The following is a 14,343-nucleotide window of genomic DNA, read 5'->3' on the forward strand; positions in this document are numbered from 1 at the left end:
TTCGCCGGCCACGCCCGCCTCCGCGGACCGCGCCCGGCCCTTCCCGGTCCTGCTCCCGGGCCTGCCGCGACGCCGAGCGGTCAGGAGTCCGCGGTGGGCCAGGTCAGCCGGCCCGCGCGCAGGTCGTCCACGACCGACCGCAGCCAGCGCTCCTCCGCGTCGGTGACCGCGAGCACGTACTCGCTCTCGATGGCGGTGACCCTGGGCAGGTCGCCCGTCTGCGCCGTCAGGGCGGCCTCCAGGCCCGCCCTCGTCTCCGCCAGCCGCTCGGCACGGCGTTCCAGCAGCCGCAGCGCGTCCGCCGGCGGGATCATCATCAGGTGTGACAGCGCCGCGGGGAACTGCGGGAACTCCTGCTTCGGCACGGCCAGCATCTGGTCCAGCCACTCACGGGCGACGCGCCGTCCCGCGTCGGTGAGTTCGTACACGGTCCGCTCGGGATAGGCCGGGTCGCGGGTGGTCTCGCGAACCGCGATCAGCCCCTCGGCGTGCAACCGCTCGATCGTGCGGTAGAGCCCGGCCCGCTGGCTCACGTTGACGACCTGGTCCTTGCCCCACTGCTTGATCAGCCGCTGCACGGCGTACGGATGCATCGGCTCGTGGTGCAGCAGCGCCAGCACGGTCAGCGCGAGCGGGGAACTGCGGAGGGTTGTACTCATGTCCCGCATCCTAGCCGCAAACGAACTAGTTGACGAGCAACTAGTTTCAATGCGACTATTCCACTGCGAGCGATCAACGGCTCGCTGCAGACGAGGAGTGGTGAGCATGAGCAAGGTGACCAGCGCGTTGGTGATCGGCGGCGGCATCGCCGGGCCGGTGACGGCGCTCGCTCTGGCCAAGGCGGGCATCCGGGCGACCGTGCACGAGGCCCACGACAGCGCCGCCGACGGCGTCGGCGCGATGCTCAGCCTGGCCCCCAACGGGCTCGACGCGCTGCGGATCGTGGGAGCCGACGAGGTGGTGCGAGGCGTGGGACAGCAGGTCCCCGGCGTCGTGATGGCCGACGGCGCCGGAACCCGGCTCGCCGAGTTCGGCGGATTCCCCGGCCTGCCGCCCACGCTGGCGATGCCGCGCGCCGCCCTCTTCCGGGCACTGGCCGATCACGCGGTGGCGGCGGGCGTGCGGATCGAGTACGGCAAGCGGCTCATCTCCGCCGAGGAGACCCCCGAGGGGGTGACCGCCACGTTCGCGGACGGCACCACCGCCACCGCCGACGTGCTGATCGGCGCCGACGGCATCCGGTCCACGGTCCGCACGCTGATCGACCCCGGCGCGCCCGGCCCGGAGTATGGCGGGGTCCTCAGCTTCGGCGGCTACGCCGGCGACGGCGGCGTGCGGGCGGAGCCCGGCGTCATGTACTTCGCCTTCGGCCGCACCTTCATCGGCTACTGGCGGCTGCCCGACGGCCGGATCTGCTGGTTCGCGAGCCTGCCCCGCACCGAGGCCCTCACCTACGCCGAGGTCGTCCGCGTGCCCGCCGCGGAGTGGCTGGCCCGCCTGCGCGACCTCTACTCCGGTCACGTCCCGGGAGAGAAGCTGCTGGCGGGCACCGACCCCGGCGACCTCATGATCACCGGCCCGATGGAGCGCATGCCGTCGGTGCCCCACTGGCACCGCGGCCGCATGGTCCTCGTCGGCGACGCGGCCCACGCCCCGTCGTCCAGCTCCGGCCAGGGCGCCTCTCTGGCGGCGGAGAGCGCCGTCGAACTGGCCCGCTGCCTGCGCGACCTGCCGGCGCCCGAGGCGTTCGCGGTGTTCGAGCGCCTCCGGCGCCCCCGGGTGGAGATGATCGGCGGAGACGCCGCGGCCAAGAACAAGGCCAAGGCCGGCCAGGCCGGCGAAAGGCCCGCCATGCCGACCCCCGAGCAGATGTTCGCCCCCGTCCACAAGCACCACATCCACTGGGACGCACCCGTCACCGCCTAGCTCCGGGCCGGCGGGGGCCGCACCGGCAAGAGCGGGTAAACGGCCGGTACGGATGGCGTCGTGTGCCGCTCCCCGCCCACCCGGCCGTGCTCTGCTGTCGCAGGCAACGAGTGTCTGAGGAGGAGCGACCATGCCCCGCACAACCCGTTTCGCCCTGGCCGCCGGGCTCACCCTGGGGCTCGCCGCCGCCGCGGCCGCCCCGGCCGTGCCGGTGCTGTCCGCCACGATGGTGACGGCCTCCGCCGAGCGGGCCCACCCCCACGAGCCGGTGGACCAGGCGGCGGGCGCGTCGGCGACCGCCGTCATCAAGAACGCCGCCGGGCGCACCCTCGGCACCGTCCGGGTCGAGCGGTACGACGCGAAGAAGTCGCGGGTCAGCGTCAGCGTGCGGGGGCTCACTCCCGGGTTCCACGGCTTCCACGTCCACGCCACCGGCGTGTGCGACGCGCGCGCCGTCGACCGGGCGACGGACAGCGCGTTCTCCAGCGCCGGAAGCCACCTCGGCCCCGGGCAGCACGGCGGCGGAGCCGGGGACATGCCGCCGCTGCTGGCGGCCGCCGACGGCACCGCCTCCGCGTCGTTCGTGACCGACAGGTTCACCCTGGAGCAGCTGGGCGACGCCAACGGCAGCGCGTTCGTGGTGCACGCCGAGCCGGACAACTTCGCGCACATCCCGGACCGGTACTTCCACCGGCCCGACGCCGCCGGCGCCACGGGCCCGGACGCGACCACGCGCAAGACCGGCGACGCCGGTGCCCGGATCGGCTGCGGGGTCGTCAAGGTCCACGCCGCCTGACCCGGTCCGTCGCCTCGCGGCGGCGTTCGGGAGATGCGGCCGTGTCAGGAAATGTGGCGGCGCAGCCAGTCGACCAGCGGGACCAGTGCCTGCCAGGTCGAGCGGACCCGGTCGAGGGTCTCAGGGGTGTGCAGCCACGGCTCCGGCTCGAACCGCCGCCCGGCGTGCAGCGTCCTGTGCCGGAGGAGGCCGAGCCTGGGGTGGTCCTCCGGCGCGCCGCGGGGACGGGTCTTGAGCCGGTCGCCGCCGACCGCGAGATCACCGGGCAGGTCCGTGAGGATCTCCTCCAGCAGGGGCCCGGCGGTGTCGTCGTCGACGGCCTCCCGGAAACGTGCCACCTGCTCACCCGGCGACCACCAGCCCGCCGCCACGAAGAGGCCGTCGGCGTCCACCTGGACGTAGTAGCCGACGCCCTCCACGCCCACTCCGCAGTAGGCCCCCTGATGCGTCTTGTACGGCGACTTGTCCTTGGAGAAGCGGACGTCGCGGTACGGCCGGAACAGGTGGGCCGGTCCGAACTCCGGCTCCAGCTCGTCCATGAGCGCGAGCATCGGCGCGCGGACCCCGGTCTCGTAGAACCCCTTGTGGGCCGTCCAGTACGCCTTCGAATTGTCGGCGACGAGGCCCTCGTAGAAGATGAGCGCCTCGTCAGGGAACCCGCTGAAACCCATGCCACCCACCTTCGCACGCCTCACCGACAGTCCCGGGACCGGGACCGCGCGGACGCGCTCAGCGCCGCCGTCTCGCCGTGCCGAAGATCGACCTGGTGATCTCCCGGCCGAGCGCGGTCGCGGCGGTGCGGGCCAGCGAGCGGAACTCCTTCGAGGCGAGCATCTCTTCGAGCACCGACCCCGGGTGCGCCCCCGCCGGTCTCTCCGATCTTTCCGGCCTGTCCGCCGGTCTCTTCGCCGGTGCCTCCTGCTCGGGCTCCTGCTGCCGGGCCAGACGCGCGGCGAGGATCTCGTACGCCGACTGCCGGTCCACTGCGGTGCCGTACTTCGGCAACAGCGGGGACGCGGCGATCACCCCCTGGACGACCGCCGGGGCGGACGGCGCCATGAGCGACCGCGGCGCGCGCAGCCGGGTCCAGGCGACCGGCGTCGGGGCCCCCGTCTCGGACAGGACCGTGACGACCGCCTCCCCGATGCCGAGCTCGGTGAGCAGCCGTTCGAGGTCGTAGGAGGAGGCGGGGAACGTCGAGACGGTCGCCTTCAGCGCCTTGGCGTCCTGCGGGGTGAAGGCGCGCAGGGCGTGCTGCACGCGCGCGCCGAGCTGCGCGAGCACGTCGGCCGGCACGTCCTTGGGCGTCTGGGTGACGAAGAAAACCCCGACCCCCTTCGACCGGATCAGCCGCACGGTCTGGGTGATCGACCTGAGGAACGCCTTGGACGCGCCCTCGAACAGCAGGTGCGCCTCGTCGAAGAAGAACACCAGCGACGGCTTCTCGGGGTCGCCCACCTCGGGCAGCGTCTCGAACAGGTCCGCGAGCAGCCACATCAGGAACGTGGAGAACAGCTGCGGCCGCTCCTGCACGGCGGGCAGCTCCAGGATGGAGATCATGCCGCGCCCGTCCCGCGTGGTCCGCAGCAGGTCGCGCACGTCGAACTCGGGCTCGCCGAAGAACGCCTCCGCCCCCTGGGCCTGGAAGTTCACCAGGGCGCGCAGGATGACGCCCGCGGTGGACGCCGACAGCCCGCCGATGCCGCTCAGCGCCTCCGGCGTATCGGTCAGATAGCGGATGACCGCGATCAGGTCCTTGAGATCCAGCAGCGGCAGTCCGTGCGTGTCGGCGAAGTAGAAGATCAGCCCGAGCGACGACTCCTGGGTCTCGTTGAGTTCGAGGACCCTGGACAGCAGCGTCGGCCCGAACGCGCTCATGGTGGCGCGCAGCGGAATGCCCTCCCCCACGCCGCCGAGGGAGAAGAACTCGGTCGCGCGGCCCTCCGGCGCCCAGTCCTGGCCCACGTCGGCGGCCCGGCGGGCGATCCGGTCGCCCGGCTTTCCCGGCGAGGCCAGGCCGGACAGGTCGCCCTTGACGTCCGCCAGGAACACCGGCACGCCCTGACCGGCGAGCTGCTCGGCCATGAGCTGCAGCGTCTTGGTCTTCCCCGTGCCGGTCGCCCCGGCCACCAGGCCGTGCCGGTTCATCATGCGCACCGGGATGCGGACGCGCGCGGAGGGGTCGGCCGTCCCGTCGTCGCGGACGAGCGCGCCCAGCTCCAGCGCCGGTCCCTCGAAGTCGTAGCCCTTCACCGGTTGGTGTACTTCTTCCCGGGCGTGGTGCCGCCGAGCAGCTCCGAAACGGTCACGTACGTGAAGCCCTTGCGGTCGAGCTCGTCGAGCAGGCGGGGCAGCGCCTGCACGGTGGTGGGGTGGATGTCGTGCATGAGCACGATGTCGCCCGGTTTGGCCGCGGCGCTGCGCTGCGTGATCACCGTGGGGTTGCGGTTGAGCCAGTCGAGGGTGTCGACGGCCCACAGGATCTGGGCGAGCCCGGTCTGCTTCGTCTCATCGTCCACAGCCTTGCTCGTCGCGCCGTACGGCGGGCGCATGAGCCGCATCGTCACGCCGGACGCCTTCTGCACGGCCTCCTGCGTGCGGTCGAGCTCCCGGCGCAGGGCGTCGGACGACAGCCCCGGCAGCGAGGCGTGGTCCCAGGAGTGGTTGCCGATCTCGTGGCCCTCGGCGGCCATCCGCCGCACGAAGTCCTGCGTCTCATTCGTGATCATCTGCCCGAGCAGGAAGAACGTGGCCCGGGCGTGGTGGGCCGCGAGCAGGTCGAGAACGTGCCCGGTGTATTCGGCCGGCCCGTCGTCGAACGTCAGCGCCACGCATTTTCGCTGTCTGCAGTCGATGTGCCGGGGCGGCGGGACCGCGGGCAGGCGCGGCCTCGCCGCCCCCCGCTGTATCCCCGCGAGCCGGAAGCGCAGCAGGTCGGCGTCGAAGTGCCGCGGCGTGCCGAAGCGCGGAAGCGGCGCCTCGGGCCCGTGCCGCTCCCCCGAGACCGGCACGGTCCTGACCTGCCCGCATCCGCCGAGCAGCAGCAACGACAGCAGAACGGATCCGATCCGCATACGACCCCCCGGAGCAGGCGGGGGGCCACGAACGCTACGGATAGCCTCCGGCCGCTCCCCCCCGCAGAACCTTTTCCAGCTCCTCCCACCAGGGCGGCACATCCGCCTTGAGCTCGGCATATCTGCGAGCCACCCGGATGGCGCAGCCTCCGGGGTCCGTACCCAGGTGCCGGCACTTCACGGCACCCTCGCGCCAACGGTAAAAGCCCTCACGGAAGGTCACGACCAGGCCTATCCAGACGGAGAGAGTAGCCTCGTCACCGATCTCGTAGGCGTCGGCCACCCCGAGCGCGGCGAGTTCCGCGCGAAGTTTTTCCACCGCGACTCGAGATTCACTCACCGGCCACCGCCCCCTGCACAGCAGACATGCACAAAAAGGGATGTACCCAACCTTGGAGCGGCGCTTGCGGATTCATTCTGTAATCATCGACTACTAAACGTAACCACGCAGCCCTTACTCGTCAGTCATGTGCGGGTTCTCCGAGATTAGGTCGGGGGGCGCCGGGGGCTCGGTGACCACCATCACGAAGCGCAACGGCTCGTCGTGCTCGTTGGCGTACCGGTGCGGCCGGTCGGCGCTGAACACGACGGCGTCGCCGGGGCCCACGACGTGGCTCCTGCCGTACACGGTGAGCGTGAGCCGTCCCTCCAGCACGGTCAGCATCTCGCGGGTGCCGGCGGGGTGCGCGTCGCCGTCGTGATGCTCGCCCGGCCCGAGCCGCCAGTCCCACAGCTCCAGGATCGCGGGCGCGTCCGTCCCCACGAGCAGGCGGGCCGACCCGCCCCCGGGATGCCGGAAGGTCACCACCTCTGACTCGTGCACGACCCGGACGACCGGGGTGTCGGCGACCTCCACCAGCCGCGCGAGGGTCACGCCCAGCGCGTCGGCGATCCGGGTGAGCGTGTTGACGCTCGGGTTGGTGCGGCCCTGCTCGATCTGGATGAGCATGCCGCGGCTCACGTTCGACCTGGCCGCGAGCTCGTCGAGGGTCATCCCCCGATGGGCCCGCTGGCCCCGTACGTTCGCGGCGATGGCCGCGGTGATCGTCGCAGGATCAGCCATGAGTACAGCGTAGTGATCTCCTACTACAATCCATTGCACTATTGAGGCAATCTCTTGGGGGATCTGTGACGGCGGTGGCCCTCGCGACGGCATGCGCGGTGATCTTCGGCACGGCCGACTTCTTCGGGGGTCTCGCGACCAGACGGTCGAAGGTGCTGGCCGTCGTCGTGCTCTCCCAGCTCGGCGGCCTGCTGCTGGTCGCCGCGCTCCTCCCGGTGCTGCCGGGCCACCCGAGCACGGCAGCACTGGCCTGGGGAATGGCCTCAGGAGTCGCCGGCGCCTTCGGCATCGTGCTGTTCTACCGCGGCCTGGCCACCGGCATGATGTCCGTGATCGCCCCGACCACTGCCACGACCGCGATGGCGGTCCCCGTGGTGTTCGGCCTTCTCACCGGCGACCGGCCCTCCGCCCTGGCGCTCGTGGGCGTCGCGCTCGGCCTGTTCGCCGTCCTACTGGTCAGCCGCGAGCCGAACGGCGGGGCGAGCGGCCCGAAGGCCGGGCCGATCATCGCCGCCCTGGTGTCGGGGGCGGGTTTCGGCGGGTTCTTCGTGCTGCTCAAGCTGGCCCCGGCCGACTCCGGCACGTGGCCGCTGCTGGGGGCGAGGATCGCGTCGATCACGCTGGTCGCGCTGCTGGCCCTCGCGACGCGCAGGAGCCTGCGCCCGGTGCCCGGCAGCCTCAGGGTGACGATCGCGGCCGGGGTGCTCGACATGGCCGCCAACGTGCTCTATCTCTTCGCGGCGCAGCGGGGGATGCTCACCCTGGTGGCCGTCCTGGTGTCGCTCTATCCGGCGAGCACGCTGCTGCTCGCACGGTACGTCCTCGGCGAGCGGCTGAGCCCCGTGCAGATCACCGGGGTCGGGTTCGCCCTCGGCGCGATCGCACTGATCGCCGCCGCCTGAACCACCGCCCGAACCACTCCCGGTCCTCCGCCCGAATCCGAGGCGACCCCGGCGACCGCCATCGGTTGGCCACTCTGCCGGGCCGTCCGAGTCCCCTTAGGGACGATCGTGCGCGAACCGCACGGCGATGGACAGACCACCTTCGGGGCGTGCGCTGGTGGTGAGGGTGGCGTAGTGAGCTTGGGCGACGGCATTGACGATGGCCAGGCCGAGGCCGTAGCCGTCGCTGCGGCCGTGACGTTCGGGTGCCAGTTTCTGGAAGGGATGAAAGAGTCGCTGGATCTGGTCACCGGGGACGACTGGCCCGCTGTTGGCGACCTTAAGGACCACATGCGCGCCGGAGGTCTGTGTGATGACCTTCACCTGCCCGTCCGCGTGGTTGTGGCGGATGGCGTTGTCGATGAGGTTGGCGACGAGGCTTTCGATCAGTCTCCGGTCCCCGGCCGTCACCGCGGGCGCCAGGTGCTCGGCGAGGTCGATGCCTGCCTCCTTTGCCTGGTCGCGGCGGGAGGCGAGCACTCCTTCGACGACGTGGGCGAGGTCGAGGGTGTCCCAGCGGGTGACGCCGCGCTCACTGGTGGCCAGGGTGAGCAGTGCTTGAACGAGCCGCTCCTGGTGTCCGCACAGAGCGAGGGCATCCTGGCAGGCCGAGCGCAGGGTGCCCGCGTCGGCGCCGGGGTCGGTGAGGGCGACTTCGAGGAGGGTGCGCAGGCCGGCGAGAGGGGTGCGCAACTCGTGGGAGGCGTTGGCGACGAAGTGGCGCTGGGCCTCGAAAGAGGCTTCGAGTCGAGCGAACAGGTCGTCCAGAGTGTGGCCGAGTTCGGTCAGCTCGTCCGTGGGCTCGCCGAGGTCCAGGCGCCGGTGGAGGTTTCCGGCGGAGATGACTTTGGCGGTGGCGGTGATGGCGCGCAGCGGCTGCAAAAACCGGCCGGCGACGTACCAGCCGAGAGCCAGGGCGAGGGGAAGCAGAACGACCAGGGCGACGGCGGATCCCGTGAGGAGTTGGGGCAGGCTGATCCCGGGCCCGGTTCCGGTGATCTCACTGGATGAGGGGTGGCCTACGGGTGTGGCCGCATTGATGCCGGCGAGCGGGACGGCGACGAGGACGAGCACGAAGACCCCCGCGGCGTAGAAGCCCGCCGCGTAGGCGAGCGCGAGCCGCGTCTGCAGGGACCTTCTGGCGAGCCGCCGGGAGGTCATGACGGTCCGATGCGGTAGCCGCCTTCACGGACGGTCTCGATCACGGTCGGGTCGCCGAGCTTGGCCCGCAACCGGTGCACGGTGTGCTTGACGGCGCTGCTGAAGGGATCGGCGGCCTCATCCCAGACGCGTTCGAGCAGTTCCTCGGCCGAGATGACCAGGCCGGGCACGGCGAGCAGGCATTCGAGCAGGGCGAACTCCCGCGGGCTCAGATCGAGGCGCCGACCGGCCCGGAACGCGGTACGGCGGGCCGAATCGAGGGTGATGTCGCCGCATGCCAGGGTGGGCGGTAGCGGCGGAGCGGCGCGGCGCGCCAGAGCGCGGACGCGGGCGACCAGTTCGGCGAACGCGAAAGGCTTGGGCAGGTAGTCATCGGCGCCGAGGCTGAGCCCGTCGACGCGGTCCTCGATCGTGCCGGAGGCGGTGAGCATCAGTACGCGAGTCTCGCAGCGGTCGTGGGCGAGTCGCCGGCAGATCTCGTCCCCGTGGACGCCGGGCAGGTCGCGGTCGAGAATCACCACGTCATAGCGGGTGATCGCCAGGCGGTCGAGGGCGGCGGTCCCGTCCAGGACGACGTCGACGGCCATGCCCTCACGGCGCAACCCGGTACCGATGGAGCGGGCGAGGACCTCGAAGTCCTCGGCGACGAGGACCCTCACCACCCCTCACCGCCGGCCGTCGTGCGGGCGGGACGAACAGGTTCAGGTGCCATGTCCGCCACCATGCCAGATCCCCGGTCGCAGCCGGGTCGCAGCGGCCGCGACCCGGATGGAACCGGGTGCCCCGTACAACCGTCGGCATGCATTCATTCACGTCTGACCGATCCAGCCGGCGGGCCGGGCAGGACGGCTTCCCCCAGATGCTGCGCACGGAGTGGACCAGGTTCCGCGTCACACTCGGCTTGATGCTCGCCATGGCGGCCTCCGTGCTGGTAACCGTGTCACTCGGTCTGCTGATCGCAGGGGGCGTCCGCAGCACTTGCGTGACAGAGCAGGGCGAGGGCCCCTGCCCTGCGCCCTTGGTGGGACCCGATGGTACGGCGGTCAGGGACAAGTACTACTTCGTGCACCAGCCGCTCAAGGGGAACGGCAGCATCACCGCCCGCGTGTCGGGCATGACCGGGCAGATCCGGATGCCGCACCCCGTACCCGGGGTGCGCAACATCGAGCAGGGGGTGGTGCCGTGGGCGAAGGCCGGGCTCCTCGTCAGGCAGAGCCTCAAGCAGGGCACCCCGTATGCCGCCGTCATGCTCACCGGAGATCACGGCGTGCGGATGCAGTACAACTACACCCACGACATGGCTGGCGGTCCTCACAACGGCCCGCAGTGGCTACGGCTGACCAGGTCGGGCGACACCGTCACCGGCTACGAGTCGGACGACGGCACCACGTGGACCGAGGTCGGCACGGTCACGCTGACCGGGCTGCCCGAGACGGCCGAAGTTGGGCTGTTCGCCACCTCGCCAGGCGCCGTATGGGACATGGCCGTAGCCTTCTCCCACATCACCGCCACTTTCGACCGAATCGATCTGCAGGGCGCGAACGGTCCGTGGCGCCACGACGACGTCGGCGTCGGTTTGGAGTCCGACGGCAAGACCCCGCATCACCCGGGCGGGGTCGTCGAGTCCGGCGACAAGCTCATCGTGACCGGAGGTGGTGATATCGGGCCCGCCGTGATGCTTGGCGGTATACGCGCCGACCTCATGCTGATCGGCGGGGCCGTGGGGCTGATCCCGGTGCTCGTGGCGGCGGTCACGTTCTTCACGACGGAACACCGGCGTCGGCTGATCGAGACCGGCCCGCCGGCGCAGCCGTGTCCGGTGCGGCTGCTGGCGGCCAAGGCCATGGTGGTCGGCGCGGTCGCGTTCGTGGCGGCGCTGGTGTCCTCGGGGGTCGTGGTCCCCGTCGGCCTCGCGATACTGCGTGCCAATCAGAACCAGGTTCAGCCCATCACCTTGAGCACCGAGCTCCGTATGATCGTCGGCTACGCGGCGCTGACCGCGGCCGCCGCCGTGCTGGCCCTGGGCCTCGCCGCGCTGGTCAAGCGTGCCGGTATCGCGATAGGGCTGGCCATCGCGCTGGTCGTCGTGCCCTACCTGCTGGCGACCGCGGGTTTAGCCCCACGGCTACTGATGATCACCCCTGCCGCCGGGTTCGCGATCACGCAGAGCATCCCCATGTTTGCGCACGTCGACGTGGACCCGTCAGTGCTCGCAGGCTATTACCCGCTCCCGCCATGGGCAGGCCTGACCGTGGCCTGCGCGTATGCCGCCCTCGCCCTCGGCGTGGCGATGGCCGTACACGCCCGGCCGCATCACTCGGCATCCAGGTGAGCCGCCTGAGTTCCCGGCGCGACCGGGCCGGATCGACCTCGGTCACGGCTCCTCAGGGGCCGATCAGGTGCGGGTCAGGCCGCGCACACCTGCTCGGGGACGCGTACGACGCCCTCCTCGCGGGCGTAGTCCTCCAGCATCCCCCGGAGCTGGCGGCGGCCCCGGTGCAGCCTGGACATGACGGTGCCGATCGGAGTGCCCATCCGGTCGGCGATCTCCTTGTACGCGAAGCCCTCGACGTCGGCCAGATAGACGGCCACCCGGAAGTCCTCGGGAAGGGCCCGCAGGGCGTTCATCACGACGTTGTCAGGGATCTGGTCGAGCGCCTCGGTCTCGGCCGAGCGCAGCCCGGTCGACATGTGCGACTCGGCCGCGGCCAGCTGCCAGTCCTCGATCTCCTCGGCGGCCGACAGCTTGGGCGAGCGCTGCTTCTTCCGGTAGTCGTTGATGAAGTTGTTGGTGAGGATGCGGTGCAGCCACGCCTTGAGGTTCGTGCCCTCGCGGAACTGGTGGTATGACGTGAACGCCTTCGCGACGGTCTCCTGGACCAGGTCCTCGGCGTCGGCGGGGTTGCGCGTCAGACGCATGGCGGACGCGTAGAGCTGGCTCGTCACCGGCACGACCTCACGCTCGAACCATGCCTGCCGCTGCTCGTCGGTCGAGATCATCTCTTCCCCCTACGGAACTTCTCCCCCGTTACCCGTCCGGCCGGAACACATGCGAGGTCACCCGTTCATCGTTGTGCCAAGGAACATCGTGCCGAATGGGGCCTAAGCACGGTGTTAATGTCGTCCCGCCTGGTCAGCGTCATCGCCGTAGAGACCAGGCCCGCGCGGCCAGGTCACGCGCAAGCCGAACAAGTCTCGTTAGCGTAACACTGAAGCCTCAATACGGAGTAAAATGTGGCAGATTTCACTCGCCGCGACGGACGCGGACCGGTGAAGCCGGATGCGCGCCTTGGTGTTCATGCCGCGCAGCGTGCCAGAGTGGCGGCATGAATCACCTGGATCGGCACGATCCGGTCACGAGGGCATGGGTGGCCGACGCCATCCAGGCCGTCGAGGCCGACGCCAACCGAAGCTGTGACACTCACCTGCATGTGTTCCCGCTCCCCTCGCATTGGGGTGTCGACCTCTATCTGAAAGACGAGTCGGTGCACCCGACCGGTTCACTCAAGCACCGTCTCGCCCGGTCCCTCTTCCTGTACGGCCTGGCGAACGGCTGGATCGGGCCCACCACCACGATCATCGAGGCGTCCAGCGGGTCCACCGCCGTGAGCGAGGCGTACTTCGCCCGGCTGCTCGGCCTGCCGTTCATCGCGGTGATCCCGGCGAGCACCTCGCCGGAGAAACGGGAGATCATCGAGTTCTACGGCGGCAAGTGCCACCTGGTGGACGACCCGAGAGCGATCTACGACGAGTCGCACCGGCTCGCCGCCGAGACCGGCGGGCACTACATGGACCAGTTCACCTACGCCGAGCGGGCGACGGACTGGCGGGGCAACAACAACATCGCCGAGAGCATCTTCCAGCAGATGGCGCTCGAACGGCACCCCGAGCCCGCGTGGATCGTGGTCGGCGCGGGCACCGGCGGCACCTCTGCCACCATCGGCCGCTACATCCGCTACCGCCGCCACCAGACCCGGCTGTGCGTGGCCGATCCCGAGGGCTCGGCGTTCTATCCGTCCTGGATCTCCGGCGAGGAGCACGGCGGCGCCGGTTCCCGGATCGAGGGCATCGGCCGGCCGCGGGTCGAGCCGTCGTTCCTGCCGACGGTCATCGACCGCATGACCCAGGTGCCGGACGCCCTGTCGATCGCGGCCATGCACTGGGTCAGGGAGGTCACGCGCAGGGAGGTCGGCGGCTCGACCGGCACCAACATCGCGGCGGCGGTGCAGCTCATCCGGGAGATGCGCGAGCGGGGCGAGCGCGGCAGCGTGGTCACGCTGATCTGCGACGGCGCCGAGCGCTACCGCGACACCTACGGCGATCCGGGCTGGCTGTCGGAGCGGGGCATCGACGTCGCCCCCCACCTCGAAGAACTCCGCACCTTCCTCCGCTCGCCGTGATCTTGCAGTTTGTCACACGGGCATCGTGCGACCTGCAGGTCGTCGCTTCGTGATCTTGCATTTTGTCACGCAGACGCCTGTCGAACTGGGCCGCAACTGATGATGATCTTGCAATCAAATGCCCCGCGATGCCCTGACCTGCACGATACCAATCCATGATCTTGCAACATGCGAGTGAGGAGTTCGGCATCGTTGCACCTGCTGCATGATCAGAGACTGCTTATCCGCAGGCCACGACAGCCGGAAGCGTCGCAAGCGCAAGATCACCGCAGGAGAACAGGCAGGTCGGAGCAGGCCCGTGCAACAAACCGCAAGATCACGGTGGTTGTACGGGCTGCTCACGGCCCCATGGTGCGACAAACTACATGATCACGACGGGAGGCGGGGGTGGGTTGGATGCTCTTATGGTTGTCAAGCCGCGATTTCGTGATCATTCGTTGTGATGATCCGGTAGAGCTCTCGGGCGATGTAGCGTTTCAGGCAGCGGATGATCTCTTTCTTGGAGAGGCCGTCTTTGGTGCGTCGTTCCATGTAGGCGCGGGTGCGGGGGTCCCAGCGCAGGCGGCACAGGACGACGCGGTAGAGGGCGGCGTTGGCCTGCCGGTCGCCCCCGCGGTTGAGCCGGTGCCGGGTGGTCTTGCCTGAGGAGGCCGAGATGGGGGCGGCGCCGCAGAGCATGGCGAAGGCGGCCTCCGAGCGCAGCCGGTCATGGTTTTCACCAGCGGTGACCAGCAACTGGCCGGCGACGTCGGTGCCCACCCCGTGGGCGGCGACGAGGCGGGGATTGATCGCGGCGACCAGGGGCTGCAACAGCTCGTCCAGGTCGGCGATCTCGGCGGACAGCTGCTAGTGGCGGCGGGCCAGCGAGCGCAGGGCGATCTGGGCGGCGGTGGCGGGCATGGCGGTGGCGGGCATGGCGGCGGCGTGGGGGTCGGGGCGTAGGTCCGCGCATACGGCGATCAGTTTCGTGGCGGGCAGGCCG

15 protein-coding genes are annotated in these 14,343 nt (G+C 70.4%); 5 read left to right on the top strand and 10 right to left on the bottom strand.

Annotation, left to right across the window (positions count from 1 at the left end):
* Positions 1-80: 80 nt before the first annotated feature.
* On the bottom strand, positions 81-659 hold the full coding sequence (locus tag BXA11_RS27165; protein ID WP_030506019.1) for a PadR family transcriptional regulator: 579 nt from the start codon (positions 657-659) through the stop codon (positions 81-83).
* Between the two features lie 106 nt (positions 660-765).
* On the opposite strand from BXA11_RS27165, the gene BXA11_RS27170 reads away from it, so the two are divergent.
* Complete coding sequence (locus BXA11_RS27170) at positions 766-1,926, top strand: FAD-dependent monooxygenase (RefSeq protein ID WP_076439042.1); 1,161 nt, start codon at positions 766-768, stop codon at positions 1,924-1,926.
* 130 nt (positions 1,927-2,056) lie between these two features.
* Positions 2,057-2,722 carry a superoxide dismutase family protein gene (locus BXA11_RS27175; RefSeq protein WP_076439044.1) on the top strand — a complete coding sequence of 222 codons (666 nt, stop codon included), beginning with the start codon at positions 2,057-2,059 and terminating at the stop codon, positions 2,720-2,722.
* A 44-nt stretch (positions 2,723-2,766) separates the two neighbouring features.
* Here BXA11_RS27175 and BXA11_RS27180 read toward each other — a convergent pair whose 3' ends face one another.
* From BXA11_RS27180 to BXA11_RS27200, 5 genes are all read right to left on the bottom strand, one after another.
* The gene (locus BXA11_RS27180; protein WP_076439046.1) at positions 2,767-3,393 is read right to left on the bottom strand and encodes a DUF2461 domain-containing protein; all 627 of its coding nucleotides are present in this window, start codon (positions 3,391-3,393) and stop codon (positions 2,767-2,769) included.
* Positions 3,394-3,451: 58 nt separating this feature from the next.
* Positions 3,452-4,975, bottom strand: a complete 1,524-nt coding sequence (locus BXA11_RS27185) for a helicase HerA-like domain-containing protein (RefSeq protein ID WP_076439049.1) — start codon at positions 4,973-4,975, stop codon at positions 3,452-3,454.
* Positions 4,972-5,796, bottom strand: a complete 825-nt coding sequence (locus BXA11_RS27190) for a polysaccharide deacetylase family protein (protein WP_076439052.1) — start codon at positions 5,794-5,796, stop codon at positions 4,972-4,974. Before BXA11_RS27190 ends, BXA11_RS27185 begins: the two co-directional genes overlap by 4 nt.
* A gap of 34 nt (positions 5,797-5,830) precedes the next feature.
* The gene (locus BXA11_RS27195) at positions 5,831-6,115 is read right to left on the bottom strand and encodes a hypothetical protein (RefSeq protein WP_231513742.1); all 285 of its coding nucleotides are present in this window, start codon (positions 6,113-6,115) and stop codon (positions 5,831-5,833) included.
* A 135-nt stretch (positions 6,116-6,250) separates the two neighbouring features.
* On the bottom strand, positions 6,251-6,859 hold the full coding sequence (locus BXA11_RS27200; protein ID WP_076439054.1) for a helix-turn-helix domain-containing protein: 609 nt from the start codon (positions 6,857-6,859) through the stop codon (positions 6,251-6,253).
* A 65-nt stretch (positions 6,860-6,924) separates the two neighbouring features.
* Here BXA11_RS27200 and BXA11_RS27205 point away from each other — a divergent pair, with 65 nt between their 5' ends.
* Positions 6,925-7,761: a DMT family transporter gene (locus BXA11_RS27205; protein ID WP_030506027.1), complete on the top strand. Its 837-nt coding sequence runs from the start codon at positions 6,925-6,927 to the stop codon at positions 7,759-7,761.
* Between the two features lie 96 nt (positions 7,762-7,857).
* On the opposite strand, the gene BXA11_RS27210 is transcribed toward BXA11_RS27205, so the two are convergent.
* Complete coding sequence (locus BXA11_RS27210; RefSeq protein WP_076439056.1) at positions 7,858-8,961, bottom strand: sensor histidine kinase; 1,104 nt, start codon at positions 8,959-8,961, stop codon at positions 7,858-7,860.
* Positions 8,958-9,620 carry a response regulator transcription factor gene (locus BXA11_RS27215; protein ID WP_076439058.1) on the bottom strand — a complete coding sequence of 221 codons (663 nt, stop codon included), beginning with the start codon at positions 9,618-9,620 and terminating at the stop codon, positions 8,958-8,960. The genes BXA11_RS27210 and BXA11_RS27215 overlap by 4 nt, the downstream gene beginning before the upstream one ends.
* 140 nt (positions 9,621-9,760) lie before the next feature.
* On the opposite strand from BXA11_RS27215, the gene BXA11_RS27220 reads away from it, so the two are divergent.
* Positions 9,761-11,293 carry a DUF1349 domain-containing protein gene (locus tag BXA11_RS27220; protein ID WP_083744613.1) on the top strand — a complete coding sequence of 511 codons (1,533 nt, stop codon included), beginning with the start codon at positions 9,761-9,763 and terminating at the stop codon, positions 11,291-11,293.
* A 74-nt stretch (positions 11,294-11,367) separates the two neighbouring features.
* On the opposite strand, the gene BXA11_RS27225 is transcribed toward BXA11_RS27220, so the two are convergent.
* A complete protein-coding gene (locus BXA11_RS27225; RefSeq protein WP_030506028.1) occupies positions 11,368-11,961 on the bottom strand; it encodes a sigma-70 family RNA polymerase sigma factor in 594 nt (197 codons plus the stop codon).
* Positions 11,962-12,287: 326 nt separating this feature from the next.
* Between BXA11_RS27225 and BXA11_RS27230 the strand changes: the two genes are divergently transcribed.
* Entirely contained in the window at positions 12,288-13,361 is a 1,074-nt protein-coding gene (locus tag BXA11_RS27230) for a PLP-dependent cysteine synthase family protein (protein ID WP_076439062.1), read from the top strand.
* 411 nt (positions 13,362-13,772) lie between these two features.
* Here the strand turns inward: BXA11_RS27230 and BXA11_RS27235 are convergent, their stop codons facing one another.
* Positions 13,773-14,171, bottom strand: coding sequence for a transposase (locus tag BXA11_RS27235; RefSeq protein WP_076439064.1), 399 nt, complete (start codon positions 14,169-14,171; stop codon positions 13,773-13,775).
* Positions 14,172-14,343: the final 172 nt, after the last annotated feature.

It is taken from the genome of Microbispora rosea (assembly GCF_900156315.1).
Lineage (GTDB): Bacteria > Actinomycetota > Actinomycetes > Streptosporangiales > Streptosporangiaceae > Microbispora > Microbispora rosea.

What these genes read in the sequence shown, in the direction of transcription:
- BXA11_RS27230 (WP_076439062.1), top strand. Translation starts at nt 12,288, where the DNA reads ATGAATCACCTGGATCGGCACGATCCGGTCACGAGGGCATGGGTGGCC.
- BXA11_RS27170 (WP_076439042.1), top strand. Translation starts at nt 766, where the DNA reads ATGAGCAAGGTGACCAGCGCGTTGGTGATCGGCGGCGGCATCGCCGGG.
- BXA11_RS27225 (WP_030506028.1), bottom strand. Translation starts at nt 11,961, where the DNA reads ATGATCTCGACCGACGAGCAGCGGCAGGCATGGTTCGAGCGTGAGGTC.
- BXA11_RS27175 (WP_076439044.1), top strand. Translation starts at nt 2,057, where the DNA reads ATGCCCCGCACAACCCGTTTCGCCCTGGCCGCCGGGCTCACCCTGGGG.
- BXA11_RS27190 (WP_076439052.1), bottom strand. Translation starts at nt 5,796, where the DNA reads ATGCGGATCGGATCCGTTCTGCTGTCGTTGCTGCTGCTCGGCGGATGC.
- BXA11_RS27180 (WP_076439046.1), bottom strand. Translation starts at nt 3,393, where the DNA reads ATGGGTTTCAGCGGGTTCCCTGACGAGGCGCTCATCTTCTACGAGGGC.
- BXA11_RS27200 (WP_076439054.1), bottom strand. Translation starts at nt 6,859, where the DNA reads ATGGCTGATCCTGCGACGATCACCGCGGCCATCGCCGCGAACGTACGG.
- BXA11_RS27210 (WP_076439056.1), bottom strand. Translation starts at nt 8,961, where the DNA reads ATGACCTCCCGGCGGCTCGCCAGAAGGTCCCTGCAGACGCGGCTCGCG.
- BXA11_RS27165 (WP_030506019.1), bottom strand. Translation starts at nt 659, where the DNA reads ATGAGTACAACCCTCCGCAGTTCCCCGCTCGCGCTGACCGTGCTGGCG.
- BXA11_RS27220 (WP_083744613.1), top strand. Translation starts at nt 9,761, where the DNA reads ATGCATTCATTCACGTCTGACCGATCCAGCCGGCGGGCCGGGCAGGAC.